Genomic DNA, 18,445 nt, shown 5'->3' on the forward strand with positions numbered 1-18,445 from the left:
CCCCGCTTATCCACAGAGGCGCCCCCAAAATGGGGAAAAGAGAAATGCAGGGAACCCTTGTAAAACCGCATCAAAATCGCTTTTCGCCCGACCCGTTCAGGAACCGAAACACAGGCTTATCCCACCCCAACACACAGAGTTATCCACAGATTGACCCCCATGTTTTTGAATTACCCCCCAGCAGCCACCCAACACCCCTGCCGCCCGCGTAAGCACCGGCCTCAAAACCCGCAGAAATCCACAGCTTTGCTGACCACCCCGCTAAAACGAAATTTTATTATGAAAAAATTGATTGCTCCGCAAGATTCGTTATGGTAAACCATCGATCGTCCTGGCGACAGTGTGTGGAACCGGGACATGTGTGTGAAAAACGAAAACGGGCGCAATACCGCGCCCATCATTTGTGTGTGGGGAGATTTTCCATGATTGCTATTCTGTTACTTCTGACCTTGGCCATTAATGGCGGCCTGTATGTGGGCACCATTTTGCACACGGCCGTTGAAACCGCACGGTTCGATCAGGTGCTGGACCTCTATCAAAAACTCTGGGGCTAATTCGCTCCACCCTGATGTGTCATTCCCGCGAAAGCGGGAATCCAGAAGACCGGGACAATATGCGCCCTATTGCTCTGGATCCCCGCTTTCGCGGGGATGACAAAGAAAAGAAAAAAGCCGCCCCATTTTCAGGGCGGCTTTTCACAAATGAAATAAAAAAACCAGAGCGTCTGTAAGCCGGGTTCTGTATCCATCCGAAGATGGATGATGGCCATTCATCTGGGATGCGTGTTACCACGCACCTCAAGCAACCAACCCGGGCCGCGATGCGGAAACGCACCATATGCGGCCCCTATTCGGTCTTGCGTCCGGTGGGGTTTGCCATGCCGTCCCTGTTACCAGGTCCGCGGTGCGCTCTTACCGCACCGTTTCGCCCTTACCTGTGATCCCGAAAGATCCATCGGCGGTTTGTTTTCTGTTGCACTGTCCGTCGGGTCGCCCCGCCCGGGTGTTACCCGGCACCGTGTTTCCGTGAAGCCCGGACTTTCCTCACCCATCTTGCGACAGGCGCGGCCATCCGACCCTCTGGCGTCGCCACCATCGGGGAAATCGTATGGTTTTGCAAGAAATTATGGCGTTGGCGCCTTGGCGGCCGTGTTTTTCATCCGCAACAGCCAATGCAGCCGCGCCGCCAATTCCCGGTCGCTCCGCCCCCGGCGGGCCGGGTCAACGAAGGCATCGGGCTGAAAATGGCGTTGGAACGCCGGGATCAGCTCATCCAGCTTCAAACGCGGGTCATACCCATATTCCGTCAACGCCCGGTGCAAATCCGCCGCATTGCCAAGGAAGATATCACCCAGATCATAATCACGCTGGTCCGGTTGCGGCCACAGGCCAATGCCGCGCGCGGCCAGCCACGCCCAATCCAGCTTTTCACCCGGGTCCGGTTTGCGCGTCGGCGCAATATCGGAATGGCCCAAAACATAATGGGCCGGAATCGGATTGCGCGACAAAATACCCTGCACCAAAACATGCAACGCATCCATCTGCGCCTGCGTAAAATCGACGTAGCCGTAATTAATGCCGGGATTGACGATTTCAATGCCGATGGAATGGCTGTTGATATCATCGCGCCCATCCCACCATGACGCACCGGCATGCCATGCGCGTTTATCTTCCGCCACGAATTGCGTGACGGTACCGTCATAATCAATCATGTAATGCGGACTGACCGGCCCCGGCGATTTTTGCTTCGGCGGGTTCGTGTCCATGTACACATCTTCGGCATCCTGCGCCGTTTTTGTTCCGGTGTAATGCAGGATCAAAACGGTGGGCGCAACACCGCCCGCCCGTTCGTTGAAGTTTGGTGAATGTTTTGTCCGCATGGTCATGGTTGATTATGCCGCTTTCTTCAAACCTTTTTGCACACCCCAGTCAGAGATGAAACGCAGAACCAGTTTGGTCAGCTTTTGCCCGGCAATTGCCGCCCATTCAATGGTTTGATCGTGGCTCAAAGCCTCGTCACCCATCCCAGCGGCCATGTTGGTGATGGCGGAACACCCAACAACCTTCAACCCGCAATGACGCGCGATAATGCATTCCGACACGGTGGACATGCCCACCGAATCCCCGCCCATCGCCTTCACCATGCGGATTTCCGCCGGGGTTTCGAATGTGGGGCCGAGGAAACCGGCATAGGTTCCCTCGATCAACGGCGTACCAATGGCGGCCGCGGCATTGAACAACATGCCGCGCAATTCGGCATCATAGGCATTATCCATCGGCGGGAAACGCGGGCCCCATGCATCGTCGTTCGGCCCCGCCAGAACGTTCAGACCCGTAAAATTGATCTGGTCGGCAATGGCAATCAATTCACCCGCCGGCGCTTCCGGACGCAACGAACCCGCCGCGTTGGTCAGGAACAAAACCTCAACCCCCAGCGTTTTCATGGTGCGGATCATCACCTTCAGCGGGGCGGGACCCACACCTTCGTACAAATGCGCGCGGCCCTTCAGGAAGATGGCTGGAACACCATCAATCGTACCGGCGATCAGGGTGCCGGCATGGCCCTCAACACTGGGGCGCGGGAAGCCGGGCAAATCGGTGTATGGGATGGTGGCCACAACATCCGCCGCATCGGCCACACCGCCCAGACCGGAACCCAAAATCACGGCGATTTTCGGCTGCATCCCGTTCAAACGGTTCAGAATGATATTGGTGGATTCGGCAATCGCGATATCCAGATTTTCATGTTCTTTCTTGCGGCCAAAAATGCTCATTACTCGGACTCCTCTTCTTCATCGTGAATTGTAAACAAAAACGCCATCCCGACAATCCAGAACAGCAAAATACTGATCATTCCGGCGCGCTGTGTTTCAAAAACCGCCACAGCCAGGCCATAAACAAACGGCCCCACCATCGCCACGGCCCGCCCGGTAAAGGAATACAGACCATACGATTGCGCCACCAGTTCCGGCGGCGACAAACGGGCGACATAGGTCCGGCTGGCCGATTGCACCGGGCCAATAAACAGGCCGAGCGCCAACGCCAGGAACGTAAACAGCATCTTATCCTGCGCCAGCAAGACAGCCGCCCCAGCCAAAATCAGCCCGGCCAGAGACAAGATCAACGTCTGGCGCGATCCACGGTCATCATCCATGCCCGCAAACAAGGCCGCCCCAATGCCCGACGACACGTTCAGCAAGATGGCGAAGATCAGCAAATCGGTGAACGACATGGCGAACGTCGCCGCCGCGTACAGCCCGCCCATGGCGAACAACGTGTTCAACCCGTCGCGGTAAATCGCACTGCCAATCAAGAAGCGGACCATATTTTTCTGCCGCCCCACGGTATGAACAGAGTCTTTCAACTGGCGCAGGCCGCGGCGCACGGATTCCATGATGGAAATTTTTGACCGCGCCACATCCCCCGTCCAGATCAGCATCGGGATGGTAAACAACCCGAACCATATCGCCACCAGCGGCGCGACCAGACGCAAATTCTGGCCGCCGTCCTCCGACACAGGCAGAAAGGGCGGAACATCACCAAGCCCGACCAGCCCAAACAGAGACAGCGCCAGACAGATCAATCCGCCCATATACCCCATACCCCACGCCCACCCGGACACACGCCCAATCAAACGATGCGGGGCAATGTGCGGCAGCATGGCATTGTTGAACACCAAGGCAATTTCATAAGAGACGTTTGCCATCACCAAGAGCGTCAGCACAAAAGCAATATTGCCCGGTGAACCATTCGGCTCGCCAAAATACATCAGGGCGGTACAGACGATACAGATCGCGCTGAAAATCCCGACCCAGGGTTTACGCGCACCAAAATGGTCGGCAATCGCCCCCAAAATCGGGCTGAGCACGGCGATGATCAAACCGGATATGCCAATCGCCATACCCCACTGCGCCGTGCCCGATACTTCGTTACCGACAATATTGCGGGCAAAAAAGACGGAGAAGATGAACGTAATGATCACTGTGGCAAAGGCCGAGTTCGCCCAATCATACAGGCACCATGCCGCAATTGATCGCCGTGTTGTGCGATCAAGCTGTAAAGGCGGCGATGGGACCATTGTTGTGGCCATACCGGAAGACCCAGTCATAGGGGGCCTTTTCTCCTGTTTCCAATGAATTAGATAGTTATAATAGCTAAACGATTGGACCTGAAATGAAAAGCCGGATTCCCCCATTATCCCGCCTCTTCCCGCTGATTTTGCTGGCGATTTTGCTGGCTTTTTATGCGGTTGCAGCAAAAGCGACCGATGGGGCCGTGACGGCCAAACCCAACAACCCTGATTTGGTGAGTACCATGCCCGACAATCTTCCAAAAGCGACCTTTGCCGGTGGATGTTTCTGGTGTCTGGAAAGTGAATTCAGAAAACAGCCCGGCGTTGTTTATACCGTTTCCGGCTATGCCGGGGGCCATGTTGAACATCCCAGCTATGAACAAGTGAGCCAGGGCCGCACTGGCCATGCCGAAGCGCTGGAAATTTATTACGATCCCACAAAAACGAATTACCAGACATTGCTGGATCACTTCCTGCGCCGCGCCCATGATCCGACGACGAAGGATGCGCAATGGGTCGATCACGGATCACAATATCGCTCCGCCATTTTCTATCATGACGAGGCACAGAAAAAGATCGCCGAGGACACCATTGCCCGGATCAACGCCGAAAAGATCTATAAAAACCCCATCGTGACGGAAGTAACGGCGGCCCCCACCTTCTGGCCCGCAGAGGATTACCACCAGCAATATTACGAGAAGTACGAAGGCCGCACCGGGCAAGCCCATGTCCGCGTGATTGCGAAAGAGAAAATGAAGTCAGAAAAATATGGCACGAAATAACGATTTAAACGGTGCTGTATTGCATATCCGCCTGTCCCCCGGCGCATCGTCAGACGGGTTTCGCGGATGGATGACGGATGAACAGGGGCGCGATGTCCTGAAAATCAGCGTGACCGCCATTGCCGAAAACGGCAAAGCGAATGAGGCGTTGATCAAGCTCCTGTCCAAAACACTCAAACACCCCAAAACCGCGATTGAAATTCGTAGCGGCCACACGGACCGGAACAAGGTTTTGTATTTTGACGGGCTGGCGGCGGATACGTTGGCCAGCCGACTGCCCCGTTGATATCCGCATAATAAAAAAGCCCCCGATTACGGGGGCTTTTTAAAAAATCTCTTTTGCTTATGCCGCGGCTTTCAACAAATCCGCCATCACGATATGCGTGACCGCGAACAAATAATATCCACCCAGTTGATACGCACTGTCGATGGCCACGGCGTTCAGCGGATAACCCGTATAAAACGCGCCCATAATGGTCGGCGGCATCGCAAACGCCACCCACAGCAAACACGCCAGAGAAATCAGGCCCGGAGCGGAATGAATATCCATCGCCACGACGAAGAAGGAGAAGAAGAACGCCGCCATCATCCACAGCATGAAAGACACAACGATGGGCAACGGCGTGGGTTGCATGTCACCCAGTCCCTTGCCACGGGCCTCCACCCATTTTTTACCCAGCACCTTCGGATGATACCAGAGCAGACCCAGAAGGAAGGCCGCCATGCCCGATACAACGGTTTCAACGATCGGAAACGCAAAGCCTGAAAATTCCATTCTGATCCTCCTGATAAATTATTTTTTAAAGTGGACGCCCGGTTAGGCCTGGCGCGCCACCATCAATTTCTTCAATTCGGCAATCGCCTTCGCCGGATTCAACCCCTTCGGACAGGCGTTGGTGCAGTTCATAATCGTGTGGCAACGATACAGGCGGAACGGATCTTCTAATTGATCCAGACGTTCGCCCGTGGCTTCGTCGCGGGAATCGATAACCCAGCGATAGGATTGCATCAAAATGGCCGGACCCATAAAGCGGTCGCCGTTCCACCAATAGCTGGGGCAGGATGTCGAGCAGCAGAAGCACAGAATGCACGCTGCCGGACCGCGCCCGTCAGTACCGTTCAACAGGTCCGCATCCTCCGCGCTTTGCAGACGTTCGCGCGTCGGGGCTGGGGATTCCGTTTTCATCCACGGTTCAATCGATTGGTATTGCGCAACGATGTGCGTTTGGTCCGGGACCAGATCCTTCACCACCGGCATATGCGGCAGCGGAGAAATTTTGGCGTCGCCGCTGATCTCGCTGATCGGCTTCAGGCAGGCGAGCGTGTTTTTCCCGTCGATGTTCATCGCGCAGGACCCACAAATCCCCTCGCGGCAGGAGCGGCGGAAAGTCAGCGTGGAATCGACATCGTTCTTAATATGGATTAGCGCGTCCAGAACCATCGGGCCGCATTTTTCCAGATCGATTTCATAGCGATCCTCGCGCGGGTTCTCATCCTTCTCCGGATCCCAGCGATAGATCTTGAACGTTTTTTTCTTCTTCGCGCCCTCGCCCGCGGCTTTCACCGTGCGACCGGGTTTGACTTTGGAATGCTGAGGCAGAGACAATTGAACCATGATGGCAGACGTCACATTGAAGTTTGTTGGAAAAACCCGCCCGTCGAATATTCCATAAAACAGTATAAATCGGGAGCGGTTACGCTTCCTTTAAAGTACGCTTTTGCAGACGCAAAGAAAAGGCGAAAAAACGCCCTTTTCCTGTGAAAAATGTGCGGGTTAGATCGATTTTTCAGGGGAGGATGTCAGGACGGATTGATCGAGCCCGGCTTCAAAGACCGCAATGTGTTCACGGCGACACAGGCTCCTTTGATCCCGCCATTCACCACGGTGGTAAAACGGCGGCTCAAATCATCGATCTGGGCATCATGGCGCGCGCGTTGCGCGGTATCCAGCGTTGGTTGAAATTCCGTCTGCAGGCGCTGGATCTCGTCGCCAATGGCCTTGCGGGCCTTCAGCCGCAAATCCCGGGTCATGTCGTTGACTTTATCATTAAACGCTTCCCACAGGCTCCGACGCGGGTCCGGCGGACCGCCAGAGCCCCCGCCACGGCGGCGCTCTTCCGCCTCGACATCATGCCAGGTGGCGGCGCGAACCTTGGGAATTTCGTTATAATAGGCCAAAATCGCATCCTTTCGCGGGACGAATACGACAATTATCGCAACAAAATACCACGAAAAGAGTTAAAACAGCAATAAAACACCCCTGACCTTACGGTTTAGGGGCGTCTTTCGTCTTATGAATCTGCTGGATCTGCCAGGTCACAAAATCGCGCACCGAAACGGCCACCCGCCCATCCGCGCCCGCCGGCGGGAAATAATCAGGCCGCACGCCATCCGCCACCTGATTGAATTTCTTCAACGGGGTCAGGATAACATCCGGATTCGGGTGCACGAAAAACACGATTGTCTGGCGCGGGGAATGCGCCTCAACACGGTGCCATGACGGTTTCAAATCATTGTTGGTCATCAATCCCAACATCATGCCGCCATTCAGGATCAGCTCGTCATCGCTCTCCGCAACGACCGCATATTCATGGCCATCACGCGCCGTGACGAACAGGCCCGGTTCATCCGCGCGCAGCCATGTCAGGAAGTTCAAATCAAGATGGTTCGCCGCGCTACCCGCCTTTGGGTAATGCAGCAGGCGCATCATGCTTAAACTATCCTGTAATTTGTCATCGAAGAAGGCCTCGTCCTCGCCCATATAAACCGCCAGCGGCTTCACCACACGGGCGGTTAAATCTTCAAACGCGGAATACAACGACATCATCGATGGTTTGAAGGATGATTGGCGCGGCACAGTCAGAATTTTTTGCTCTTGCCCGGCCAGTGGATGACCCGACGGCAACCGCGCGCGAATGTTCCATTGTTCTTTCATATCGGGAACATCTTGCCCGCGCGCCGTTTCATGGTTGCGCGAATACCCGATCAGCCCCTCATTGCCATGCATCTGATGGCGGTCTTTGGTTGCCGGGCGCTTGCGGAAAAACTGGCGCGCATTGTCCTCGGCCTGGGTGATGATGTCTTTTGAAATACCGTGACCACGCACGCGGACAAACCCAAAATCGTGGAATGCTTTTCCGAAGGCGGCGGCAAAGGCGGCCGGATCGGCATCATAGTCACGCAAATCAAAAACGGGGATCATGGCCCGGTTACTCCCTGATAAGTGGTACTTTATTATTTTTCATACTGATTCCACAGGGGCCGCGCCCTGTAAACCCCTGCCCCGCGGGATTCCGCCCCCAATCCCGCACTTTTCAACGCCCCGCCACTCTGGCATCCTCAAACCCAGCTTATAACCCTGACTTAAACAAAGGATACCCCCATGCCCATCGTCCAGATCCATTTGATCGAAGGCCGCACCGTGGACCAAAAACGCGCTTTGGTCGAAAAGGTCACCGCCGCCGTGTGCGAAACCGTCAACGTCACCCCGGAACACGTCAAAATCATCCTGTCCGACATGGCCAAGCATGATTATGCGATTGGTGGGGTGTTGAAGCTGGATGCGCAGAAGTAATTCACGCACCACACGACATAAAAAAAGCCCCCGATCACCGGGGGCTTTTTGTTAATCCTTAGTACACACGCGCCTTTGGCGGGACCGCTTCGACTTCGTCGGTCAGGGTGTGCAGATTGACCGGACGGTAGCCGATGGAGTGGCTGCCATCTGCGCCAACCCATGTCACGCTGTGCTTCAGCCAGTTCTGGTCATCGCGTTCGGAGAAATCTTCACGCGCATGCGCGCCACGGCTTTCCTGACGGTTCAGGGCCGATTGGATCGTGGCGACGGATTGATACAACAGGTTATCCAGCTCCAGCGTTTCAACCAGATCGGTGTTGAACACCAGCGAACGGTCGGTCACGCCGATATCGCCGCGTGCAGCAAAGCACTTCGCGATTTTCTCACAGCCTTCGGCCAGAACATCGCCCGTGCGGAACACGGCGGCGTGGTCCTGCATCGCCTTCTGCATTTCGAGGCGCAGCTTCGCCGTCGGGGTTGAACCCGATGCGTTGCGGTAGCCATCAAAACGCGCCAGCGCGCCATCCAGATGATCGGACGGCAGAGCGCGGTGCGGCGCGCCCGGACGAACAATATCCGCCGCGCGGATCGCCGCAGCCCGGCCAAACACGACCAGATCGAGCAGAGAGTTGGAACCCAGACGGTTCGCGCCGTGAACAGATACGCATGCGGCCTCACCAATCGCCATCAGACCCGGCACCACGCGGTGCGGATCATTGGCGGTCGGGTTCAGCACTTCGGTATTCACGTTGGTCGGAATACCGCCCATGTTGTAGTGAACGGTCGGCAGAACCGGAATCGGTTCCTTCGTCACGTCCACGCCAGCGAACACGCGGGCGGATTCAGCAATACCCGGCAGGCGGGAATGGATGATATCCGGGTCCAGATGCTCAAGGTGCAGGTGAATATGGTCCTTATCCTTGCCAACGCCGCGCCCTTCACGGATTTCGATGGTCATGGAGCGGGATACAACGTCACGCGACGCCAGATCCTTCGCGCTCGGCGCGTAACGTTCCATGAAACGCTCGCCCTCGCTGTTGGTCAGGTAACCGCCTTCACCACGAACACCTTCGGTGATCAGGCAACCGGCACCGTAAATGCCCGTCGGGTGGAATTGAACAAATTCCATGTCCTGCATCGGCAGACCAGCGCGCAGAACCATGCCGCCGCCATCGCCCGTGCATGTGTGCGCCGAGGTGCAGGAGAAATACGCGCGGCCATAACCGCCCGTCGCCAGAACGGTCTGGTGACCGCGGAAGCGGTGCAGCGTGCCCGTGTTCAAATCCCACGCCAGAACACCCGCACATTCGCCTTCCGGCGTCATGATCAGGTCGAGCGCAAAATATTCAACGAAGAATTCAGCCTTATGCTTCAGCGCCTGTTGATACAGCGTGTGCAAAATGGCGTGGCCCGTCCGGTCCGCCGCCGCGCATGTACGTTGGGCCGTGCCCTTGCCGTAGTGCGTGGTCATGCCGCCGAAGGCACGTTGGTAAATCTTCCCTTCCGGTGTGCGCGAGAACGGAACGCCGTAATGTTCCAGTTCGATAATCGCCGGAATCGCCTCGCGGCACATATATTCAATCGCGTCCTGATCGCCCAGCCAGTCCGACCCCTTGATGGTGTCGTAGAAGTGGAAACGCCAATCATCTTCGCCCATGTTGCCGAGTGCCGCGGAAATACCGCCCTGCGCCGCAACGGTGTGGGACCGCGTCGGGAACACCTTGGTGATGCAGGCGGTTTTCAAACCCTTTTCCGCCATGCCAAACGTGGCGCGCAAACCCGCGCCACCGCCACCGACAACGATGACATCATAGAAATGATCGACGATTTGATACGCGTTGGTCATGATTATGCGCCCTTACGCAAATGCGATTTTGAGGATGGAGAAAATGCCGGCAACGCCAGCCGCAATGAATGCCAGGCGGATCGCCGCCAGCTTCACAATCTTGAATCCTTCGTTATGCACGTAATCCTCAACCACCACCTGGGTGCCCAGAACGGCATGGTAGAAGGTCGACAGGATCGTCAGGATCATCAGCACGGCATTGACCGGATGCGCCAGCCATACGGTGAACGTTTCATACGTCCACACCGGCATTTGCGTGACTGTCCAGATCAGCCAGCCCATCAGGACAAGGTTGGACACGGCCGTAATGCGCTGGTGCCACCAATGCGTTACACCGGAATGGGCCGCGCCCAGACCGCGCGCACGCGCCAGCGGATTTTTATGCGGTGTATCGTTCCATTTCATCGACATGTTCAAAAGCCCTATTAGAATTGTTTCAGCGCGATCAGCATGGAATCCACATCGGACCATGGGCAGACATACCACCACAACGCCGCCGTGGCGGCGAGAGCGCCAACCAGAACGAGCCAGCCGCTTTCTTTCGCCGTTTTAATTTCAAAACCGCGCCCGATATCCCAGAACAGGTGGCGAATGCCATTCAGCCCGTGGAAAATCAGCGCAAAGGTCCAGCCGACCAGAAACAGTGTGCCCACCGGATGGGAGGCCGCCTTCTGGAAGAACGCATACGCCTCTGGTCCGATGGCCGCAGCCACCAGCATCCACACCAGCACAAAAGCGCCAATGGCCAGCGCCATGCCGCTCATCCGGTGCAGGATGGACAGGGCCATGGTGATTTCCCAGCGATAAACCTGAATATGGGGGGATAACGGGCGGGGCCGTTTGGTGGATGTGGTCGGTTGCATGGACGCTCCGGCAAAAGACAAAAACAGATTGAATTCAGGCGGTTATAATAATACTGCGCCGCATGAATGCAACCCTCTTTCGCCGGAGAATCCCCAAAATTAAAAGATGATTTTTGTTTTAAATCAAATGGATAGAATTATTCCCCTGACTTAAACGCCAGCGCCACACCGTTCATGCAATAGCGCAGGCCCGTCGGGGCCGGCCCGTCTTCGAACACATGACCCAGATGGCCGCCACAATTGGCGCAATGCACCTCGGTCCGCCCCACCCCGATTTTATAATCCGTCGAGGTTCCGACAGCGTCCGGTGTAATCGGCTGGGTAAAGGACGGCCAGCCCGTGCCGGAATTGTATTTATCGGATGATTTAAACAAAGCCTGATCGCACCCGGCGCAATGAAACACGCCCGCCCGCTTTTCATCGTTTAAGGGCGACGTAAAGGCCCGTTCGGTCCCATGGTCCCGCAACACATGATAAGCCTCAGGGCTCAGGCGCTTTTTCCACTCCGCATCAGACAGGGTGAAGGGAAAAGACTTGGCATCCTGTGTCGTTTTCTTGTCGCCGAAGAGACCCATGGCCCATGCTCCTTGTGTCAAAATGGTGGCGGCGCCCACAGCGCCAAGACCGGATAAAAATGCACGTCTATTGATCATGACCGACATCCTTGTGTTCCCCAGTAAGAATAGACCTCTGGCCGCAAATGACCAGAGGCCTTAAAACACTTAGGAAACAAGCTTTTCTTAAGGCTGGGCGTCGAACCAGCTGCGCGGCAAGGCGTTGGGGGCAGCGTATTTTTTCTCGCTGATCGCACTGCGTTCCAGATTGGCCCAAACGTTGAACACTTCCTGAAGACTGGTCGGGCCGGCATAGGGTTCACCCCGTTTTTTCAGCACGGTAAACCAGGGCAGATACTGCGTTTTTTCGATGGCATAAAAAACATCTTCAACAATGTCCTGGCCACGGGCCGCAACGTTATAAAACGCACACGCCGTTTTGACCGGCATCAACAGCATATTGTTTTTATACAGCCGTACATCATGCGGATCAGGCGACATGGCAATCGCAATCCGCAGCGCATTTGTTTTTTCGCGCATGGATTCAACATCCGGCATCACAAAACCGCGATCAATCGCTTCCGCCATAATGGCCTGATGCAATCTGCTGTCCAGCACAGCATCCATACGGTTTAACAACGCACAGCTTTCAAGATACAGGACCAGATAGGCCCGGTAGATCATTGGATGGACTAAAACTTCCCTGCTTCTTACTGGGGCGCTCATTTGCGGGCCTCCTGTTTCTTTTTTTATTATCGGGCCGGGCTCCCTGTGCCCGGCTTTGTCAGGCGATTACATATACTCCCGCACCAGAATTTCTGCAATCTGCACGGCGTTCAGGGCGGCGCCTTTCCGTAAGTTGTCGGCAACGCACCAGAAATTCAGGCCATTTTCGACCGTCACATCCTCGCGCACGCGGCTGACGAACACGTTATCTTCGCCCGCGATTTCCGCCGGGGTGACGTATTCCATCTCGCTTTCAAGGTCGATCAGGGTGATGCCCGGTGCGCCCTGCAACGCCCGTTTGGCCATGGTAGCATCAATATCATTTTCAAATTCCACATTCACCATCGCGGCATGGCCGATAAACACCGGAACGCGCACACAGTTGGCGCAAACTTTGATTTTCGGATCGAGAATCTTCTTCGTCTCCACCACCATCTTCCACTCTTCTTTCGTCATGTGATCATCCATGAACATGTCGATTTGCGGAATGACGTTGAAGGCGATGGTTTTGGTGAACACTTCCGGTGCGGGCGCATTGTTCATGAACACGCCGCGCGTCTGGTTGAACAACTCATCCATTGCGTCTTTGCCCGCGCCGGATACGGATTGGTATGTCGATACGACAACGCGTTTCACAATGGCCAGATCGTGCAATGGTTTCAACGCCACGACCATTTGAATGGTGGAACAATTCGGGTTGGCGATGATGCCTTTCTTTTTATAATCGGCAATTGCGTAGGCATTCACCTCCGGCACGACCAGCGGGACATCCGGGTCCATGCGAAAATGGCTGGTGTTATCAATCACCACGGCACCGGCCGCGGCGGCACGCGGGGCAAATTCCGCCGACACTTTCGCACCGGGGGATGACAGGACGATATCCGTCCCTTTGAAATCATATTTCGCCAGATCCTGAATCTTCAGCGTATCGTCGCCAAAGGACACTTCGCGCCCCGCCGACCGGGAGGAAGCCAAAGCCACAACATCATCCACCGGGAAATTCCGTTCGGTCAGCGTCGCCAGCATTTCCCGCCCGACATTGCCCGAAGCCCCGACAACCGCCACTTTGTAACCCATAAGAACCCTCATTTTCCGGTAGATGAAATTAACCTTCCTTGTGATAGGATGAACGGGTTTGGAAGACAAGCCCCTCTTAAAACAGGCCTATACGACCCACCATGTCCCGCCTTACGCAAAATCGGGAATTTTTTGAAAATGTGCCGCTGGGCCTCTGCCTGCTGCGCCATGACGACGCCGCCGATAATGGGGGCGCGCTGGATATTCTGTTTGCTAACCATGCCATGATTTACATGCTGCGCCCGCCCAAGGGCGTGGAGGGCCCCGCCATTGCCGGACCGTTTGATGTGATTGGGCGGTCGCTGGATGAAATCTGGCCCAGCCCGTCGATCTGCGATCTGGTCAAAAAACTGAAAAACGGGCAACCGCCGCGCGACATCACCCTGCCCATCTATGACGATGATGATGGCCGCCAACGCTGGGCCAAAATTACGATCAGTGAAACGGAATTCGAAGGTACTGCCTGCTACGCCCTGTGGATCACGGATATTTCCGCAACCAAAGAAGCCGAAGCAAAATTGCAACAGGCCGTGCAGGAGGCCGACCAGGCCGCCGAAATGAAGTCAAATTTTCTGGCCACCATGAGCCATGAAATTCGTACACCGATGCAATCGGTCTATGGCTTCCTCGAACTGATCTCCGAAGAAAAACCGCCCGCCGCCATTCAAAATATGGTGGATACCGCCCGTGGCTCCGCCGCTGGCTTGCTGGAAATTCTCGATGACATCCTCGATCTGGCCAAGATTGATGCTAACAAGATGGAGCTGGATGTTTTCGAAGTTCCCGTGCGTACGCTGGTGCGCGGGATTTTAGAAGCCCTCTCGGTCCGTGTTATCGGTAAGAACGTCTCCCTGCTCGACAACATCGAATCCGATGTACCGTTCGTTATTATTGGCGACCCCAAACGCCTGCGCCAGATTATTATGAACCTGGCGGGCAATGCGTTGAAATTCACAGAAAGCGGGTCCGTGACCGTGCGTGTCAGCACGAAGGCCAAAGTATTACAGCCAAAAGACAACGGCATCATCCTGCGCATCGAAGTGGCCGATACCGGCATGGGCATGACGCCAGAGGTGATGGCGCGGTTGTTCCAACCGTTTAACCAGGCCGACAACACAACATCGCGCAAATTTGGCGGGACGGGTTTGGGCCTGTCCATCTGCCGCCGTTTGGTTGAATTGATGGGCGGGCAAATCGGTGTTGAAAGCACGCCGGGCGAAGGCTCCGTGTTCTGGTTCGAAATTCCGACGGAACAGGTTTCAACCGATTCCCCGACCGTGAATTTGCCAGCTTTGGACGGGCTCAGCATTTTGTCGGTCGAGGATCACCCGCAGGGTGCGCGCGAGATTGTGAAGTCTCTGCAATCCATGGGCGCGACGGTTGAAAGTTGTGGCACTGTCGCCGAGGCAATGGATCTGATCCAACGCCGGCCGTTCGACGTGGCCGTGATTGACCAGGGCTTGCCCGACGGGCTGGGCATTGATCTGATCCGTAACATCATGCAAATCCGTCCCTTTATGGGGCTAATCATGTACACGGTGCGGGATGATATTGGCCTGCAACACACATTGCAGTCTTTGGGCGTCACTTACCTCGCCAAACCGGCCAGCCGTCTGGGCCTTGGCACCGCCGTGATGGATGTGGCCAGCAAGGTCAGCCGCGTCAAAATCGACGGCCCGCGCCGCCTGCTGATCGCCGAGGACACCGCCAGTGTGCGCGCCGTTCTGGAACGGCAGTTACAAAAACTGGGCGTCGATGCCGATTTCGTGGTGAATGGACAAGATGCCCTGAACGCCCTCGAAACCGGGCTCTACGGCATCTTGCTCACCGACCTGCATATGCCGGGTGTGGATGGATATACGGTGGTGGCCACCATTCGTGATTCCGAACGGGACCGTGACGACGATTCTCATATGCCCGTCATCGCCCTCACCGCCGACGTGCAGATGGCACAGCGCCAGACCTATTTGGCCTATGGGTTTGATGAATGTTTGCTGAAGCCCGTATCGCTGGGGCAATTTAAACGCCTGCTGATCCGCTGGGGATTATTGAACGAAGGGGGCGATGCGCCCGCATCATCCAACACCGCACAGACCACCACGGCATCACCTGGTGGCTCCATCGACATTCCCGCCTTGTGCGAGCAGATGGGCACAGACCCCGCCGAAGCCATCGACATGATGCGCATGTTTGTCGACATGACCGCCGCACAAATCGACGCCCTGCAACGCGACGCCGCATCGGGGTCCTACGCCGACATTCGCGAAACGGCCCACAGCCTGAAAGGGGCCGCACGATCGGCCTGCTGCAACCGCCTGGGCGATATCGCCGCCCGCATTCAAAGTGACGCGGAAAATAATGTGATCAATGCCGATTTGATTATTTCCGCCGCCAAGGAATTTGAAGCCGTACGGGCGGCGGTTGCGGCGTTGTGATATGATATTTTGATTTAAAACAAAGCAATATGGCGGGCATTTGCCCAATCCCCATCGATTGTCATGCCCGCGACTTCGTCGCCCGTAGCTTTATGCGAAGGGGGAAAGCGGGTATGACAATGAAGATAAACCCAACGAAACCTAAATCAATTCGGACAGCCAGCTTCCTGGAACACGGTCGGTGAACCTTTAATTGTCATCCAGACGCGGAAGCATGTGGAATTGGCTGGGCACTCAACACTACCGTCAGTATCCAGATCCACCGCCGACCCGCCCGCGACAATTGTATCCGCCTCACACTTGCCAAATTTTTCTTCCAGCTTGGCCAAAGCCGTTTGCAGATAAGAGTCGCTCTTCGTCGTGTGGGTCCAGAAGAAAATCCCGTCATCCCCGTTATAATATTCCCATTTTTCAAACAGAGGTGGCGGCGGCGGCAGGAATTTTCCCGTCTCGGCCGTAAAAATGCGTTTGTGATCCTGATCATCACCAGGATTACCGGGGCAACGCAGATATTCAACAAAATCATCGGCATCGGCAGGCGGGGTTGCGCCTGTGAAGTGCGTCGATGTGGGCTTGATGGGGAATTTTTTATTCGCCCCCGGGTCACTGCCTGTCGGGCTGTTATCAATCGTGTTATCCCCCTTTTCGTGCAGGATCACACATTCCTGAATCGCGGTACGGATATACTCCGCCTGTGATTCAATTTCAGAAATGGTTTTAAAGGTGTTCTGGCTCTGCGTCTGTTGGCCCGATGGCTCCATAAAACTCAGCGTCAGCGCCGCCAGCAACGCAATCGCGATCAGGATGTAGACCAGCGCGCTGCCGCGCTCACGCTTCCGCATATCTTGCTGTTGTATTTTCGCCGAACCAACACCCATTTTAATCACCTTTTTAAAAATACCGCTGTGACCATTATACAAAAGAAAAGCTGGCCATCCAACCCTGGACGACCAGCCTTTCAAACTCAAGCGAAACAGGTCAATGCAAGGGGATCCCCCCCGCACTCTGCTTACCGTTCAACCAGAACGTGGTAGTAGACGTAGTCACCAGAGTTGTTTGCATCATAGCAACCAAACGGCTGGCCTGTAAAATCGAGACCAATCGTTACCGCAGCCGAACCCGGAGCTGTGTAACCTTCGTTCATATAGTTGGTGTTACCACCCTCTTGAGCTCCCGTCGGAATATAGTTCGGCCCGGTAGGAATAGCGTCACCATTCGCATCATTACCGCCTGTAGCAACAATCCCAAGCTCATCGTTAATTTTTCGGCAAACGTTTCTAGACATACCAGGCAGGAAAGCAATCAAGTCATTCCCCCCTGCGCCGTTGATACCAACGTTTGTAATCTCGGCCTGCATGTTAAAATACCAACGACCATCAGCACCAGCTTCTAACATATCAGCCGATGCATTTGTAAACACTGACCCACCGCCTTGCGGGTGAAACACACCGTAGTTTTCTTCCCCAGCGATTGAAGCAAAATCCGACGGTGGATTGAACAGAAGGTCTTCAACCTGTGCACCGGCAATAATCATCCGGACAATTGAAGTCCGAATGCCAGCCGGATACTGTGTCAGCTGCGCTGAGCTAATCAAGTTGGTTTCACCGGACGCGTCACCCGAACCCGAACGGGTGGATTGCGTTACGGCGTAGGACAGGGCGGCAAACAAGGCCACCGCGATCAGGATCAGGAACAGCACGTTCCCGCGCTCCCCCGAACGTTTATTTTCAATCATTGTTGTGGTCATTTTCCACTCCTCTTTCGCTCGAAAAAATGTTTCAGTCGGTAGTATGCAATGACATCCGGCGACAATCCACCATAAATATTAATTCGGCTTGTCGACAGAAACCTTATTCACCTTCAACAGGGCAATCAATTTATCTTTGTCGCATTCGCGGCCCACGCACATACGATCCACCGTGACACGCCAACCGGCGCCGCCATTTTGCATATGGCCGATGGCTTCGCGAAATTCGGCAAAGCGCGATGTGTCCGCTGATGTCACCTGAATGCTGGATCCCGAAGCCTGAATTTTCAGGCCCCGGTAAATTTGCGCCAGGTTTTCAGCAAAACTTTTGACATCGGCCGCAGGAACCGGGATATCCGTCACCTTTGGCACCATGGGCTTCAGCGCCTCAACCTGTTTCAGTTCAGCGCGCAGGGTAATCATTTTCTGGGTCTGGATGGTGGCATACAGGCCGAGCGCGCCAGCGGCGGCCCAGGCAATGCCCGCGGCAATCAACGCATTCTGCCCCGCCGTTTGTGGCAGGTTTTCCAAAAAGCGGTTTAAATCTTCACTGGCCTGCGGCTTCATATATTTTTGAAGCGACCGCCAGTCGAACGACTTGAAGTCCAAAATTATAACCCTTTGACCCGATCAGTTCCTGTCGGTTGATCCGACTTTATGAACCTTAATATAATATCTTAAAGACAAAGATTTAAAAGCTCTTTAAAGGCGTTAGACGTGTTTTTGCATGTTGCGACAGCACCAATCTGAAGCCTTTATTAACAAGG

21 protein-coding genes and 1 other RNA gene are annotated in these 18,445 nt (G+C 55.1%); 5 read left to right on the forward strand and 17 right to left on the reverse strand.

The genetic code is table 11. The annotated features are described in order from the left end of the window. Nucleotides 1–422 precede the first annotated feature (422 nt). Nucleotides 423–554 (forward strand): hypothetical protein, encoded by a 132-nt coding sequence (locus MICA_RS12415; protein WP_014103443.1) that lies wholly within the window; start codon nt 423–425, stop codon nt 552–554. Between the two features lie 157 nt (nt 555–711). Here the strand turns inward: MICA_RS12415 and rnpB are convergent. The 4 genes from rnpB to MICA_RS09045 all read right to left on the reverse strand — a co-directional run bounded on the left by rnpB (nt 712) and on the right by MICA_RS09045 (nt 4,107). Next, an RNA gene (gene rnpB / locus MICA_RS11970) (RNase P RNA component class A) lies at nt 712–1,083 on the reverse strand. Nucleotides 1,084–1,123: 40 nt separating this feature from the next. Further along, the gene (locus MICA_RS09035; protein WP_014103445.1) at nt 1,124–1,885 is read right to left on the reverse strand and encodes an N-acetylmuramoyl-L-alanine amidase; all 762 of its coding nucleotides are present in this window, start codon (nt 1,883–1,885) and stop codon (nt 1,124–1,126) included. Between the two features lie 6 nt (nt 1,886–1,891). Next, on the reverse strand, nt 1,892–2,773 hold the full coding sequence (locus MICA_RS09040; protein WP_014103446.1) for a purine-nucleoside phosphorylase: 882 nt from the start codon (nt 2,771–2,773) through the stop codon (nt 1,892–1,894). Beyond that, nucleotides 2,773–4,107 (reverse strand): MFS transporter, encoded by a 1,335-nt coding sequence (locus MICA_RS09045; RefSeq protein ID WP_014103447.1) that lies wholly within the window; start codon nt 4,105–4,107, stop codon nt 2,773–2,775. Before MICA_RS09045 ends, MICA_RS09040 begins: the two co-directional genes overlap by 1 nt. A 65-nt stretch (nt 4,108–4,172) precedes the next feature. Here MICA_RS09045 and msrA point away from each other — a divergent pair, with 65 nt between their 5' ends. Together msrA and MICA_RS09055 are read left to right on the forward strand one after the other, a co-directional pair. Then, nucleotides 4,173–4,853 (forward strand): peptide-methionine (S)-S-oxide reductase MsrA, encoded by a 681-nt coding sequence (gene msrA, locus MICA_RS09050; protein ID WP_014103448.1) that lies wholly within the window; start codon nt 4,173–4,175, stop codon nt 4,851–4,853. Continuing rightward, nucleotides 4,840–5,139, forward strand: a complete 300-nt coding sequence (locus MICA_RS09055) for a DUF167 domain-containing protein (RefSeq protein WP_014103449.1) — start codon at nt 4,840–4,842, stop codon at nt 5,137–5,139. The genes msrA and MICA_RS09055 overlap by 14 nt, the downstream gene beginning before the upstream one ends. 57 nt (nt 5,140–5,196) lie before the next feature. Here the strand turns inward: MICA_RS09055 and MICA_RS09060 are convergent, their stop codons facing one another. From MICA_RS09060 to MICA_RS09075, 4 genes are all read right to left on the reverse strand, one after another. Further along, nucleotides 5,197–5,628, reverse strand: coding sequence for a DUF1761 domain-containing protein (locus tag MICA_RS09060; RefSeq protein ID WP_014103450.1), 432 nt, complete (start codon nt 5,626–5,628; stop codon nt 5,197–5,199). Nucleotides 5,629–5,670: 42 nt separating this feature from the next. Beyond that, entirely contained in the window at nt 5,671–6,468 is a 798-nt protein-coding gene (locus MICA_RS09065; protein WP_014103451.1) for a succinate dehydrogenase iron-sulfur subunit, read from the reverse strand. A gap of 185 nt (nt 6,469–6,653) precedes the next feature. After that, complete coding sequence (locus tag MICA_RS09070) at nt 6,654–7,031, reverse strand: hypothetical protein (protein ID WP_014103452.1); 378 nt, start codon at nt 7,029–7,031, stop codon at nt 6,654–6,656. A gap of 88 nt (nt 7,032–7,119) precedes the next feature. Next, nucleotides 7,120–8,055, reverse strand: a complete 936-nt coding sequence (locus tag MICA_RS09075) for a 2-oxoglutarate and iron-dependent oxygenase domain-containing protein (RefSeq protein ID WP_014103453.1) — start codon at nt 8,053–8,055, stop codon at nt 7,120–7,122. Between the two features lie 180 nt (nt 8,056–8,235). Between MICA_RS09075 and MICA_RS09080 the strand changes: the two genes are divergently transcribed. Beyond that, nucleotides 8,236–8,427 carry a 4-oxalocrotonate tautomerase gene (locus MICA_RS09080; protein ID WP_014103454.1) on the forward strand — a complete coding sequence of 64 codons (192 nt, stop codon included), beginning with the start codon at nt 8,236–8,238 and terminating at the stop codon, nt 8,425–8,427. Between the two features lie 58 nt (nt 8,428–8,485). Here the strand turns inward: MICA_RS09080 and sdhA are convergent, their stop codons facing one another. The 6 genes from sdhA to MICA_RS09110 all read right to left on the reverse strand — a co-directional run bounded on the left by sdhA (nt 8,486) and on the right by MICA_RS09110 (nt 13,496). Continuing rightward, on the reverse strand, nt 8,486–10,276 hold the full coding sequence (gene sdhA / locus MICA_RS09085) for a succinate dehydrogenase flavoprotein subunit (protein WP_014103455.1): 1,791 nt from the start codon (nt 10,274–10,276) through the stop codon (nt 8,486–8,488). 12 nt (nt 10,277–10,288) lie between these two features. After that, nucleotides 10,289–10,687, reverse strand: a complete 399-nt coding sequence (gene sdhD / locus MICA_RS09090) for a succinate dehydrogenase, hydrophobic membrane anchor protein (protein WP_014103456.1) — start codon at nt 10,685–10,687, stop codon at nt 10,289–10,291. 14 nt (nt 10,688–10,701) lie between these two features. After that, a complete protein-coding gene (gene sdhC / locus MICA_RS09095) occupies nt 10,702–11,139 on the reverse strand; it encodes a succinate dehydrogenase, cytochrome b556 subunit (protein WP_014103457.1) in 438 nt (145 codons plus the stop codon). A gap of 137 nt (nt 11,140–11,276) precedes the next feature. After that, nucleotides 11,277–11,792 (reverse strand): peptide-methionine (R)-S-oxide reductase MsrB, encoded by a 516-nt coding sequence (gene msrB / locus MICA_RS09100; RefSeq protein WP_321162939.1) that lies wholly within the window; start codon nt 11,790–11,792, stop codon nt 11,277–11,279. Between the two features lie 87 nt (nt 11,793–11,879). Continuing rightward, complete coding sequence (locus MICA_RS09105; protein WP_014103459.1) at nt 11,880–12,377, reverse strand: hypothetical protein; 498 nt, start codon at nt 12,375–12,377, stop codon at nt 11,880–11,882. A gap of 108 nt (nt 12,378–12,485) precedes the next feature. Continuing rightward, nucleotides 12,486–13,496, reverse strand: coding sequence for an aspartate-semialdehyde dehydrogenase (locus MICA_RS09110; RefSeq protein WP_014103460.1), 1,011 nt, complete (start codon nt 13,494–13,496; stop codon nt 12,486–12,488). Nucleotides 13,497–13,597: 101 nt separating this feature from the next. Here MICA_RS09110 and MICA_RS09115 point away from each other — a divergent pair, with 101 nt between their 5' ends. Further along, nucleotides 13,598–15,931 carry a response regulator gene (locus tag MICA_RS09115; RefSeq protein WP_014103461.1) on the forward strand — a complete coding sequence of 778 codons (2,334 nt, stop codon included), beginning with the start codon at nt 13,598–13,600 and terminating at the stop codon, nt 15,929–15,931. Between the two features lie 146 nt (nt 15,932–16,077). Here MICA_RS09115 and MICA_RS09120 read toward each other — a convergent pair whose 3' ends face one another. The 3 genes from MICA_RS09120 to MICA_RS09130 form a co-directional block, all read right to left on the reverse strand. Further along, nucleotides 16,078–16,809, reverse strand: a complete 732-nt coding sequence (locus MICA_RS09120) for a hypothetical protein (protein WP_049782182.1) — start codon at nt 16,807–16,809, stop codon at nt 16,078–16,080. 131 nt (nt 16,810–16,940) lie between these two features. Continuing rightward, a complete protein-coding gene (locus MICA_RS09125; RefSeq protein WP_014103463.1) occupies nt 16,941–17,678 on the reverse strand; it encodes a hypothetical protein in 738 nt (245 codons plus the stop codon). A 78-nt stretch (nt 17,679–17,756) separates the two neighbouring features. Continuing rightward, entirely contained in the window at nt 17,757–18,287 is a 531-nt protein-coding gene (locus tag MICA_RS09130) for a hypothetical protein (RefSeq protein ID WP_014103464.1), read from the reverse strand. Between the last annotated feature and the right edge of the window lie 158 nt (nt 18,288–18,445).

The organism is Micavibrio aeruginosavorus ARL-13 (assembly GCF_000226315.1).
Classification (GTDB): domain Bacteria; phylum Pseudomonadota; class Alphaproteobacteria; order Micavibrionales; family Micavibrionaceae; genus Micavibrio; species Micavibrio aeruginosavorus_B.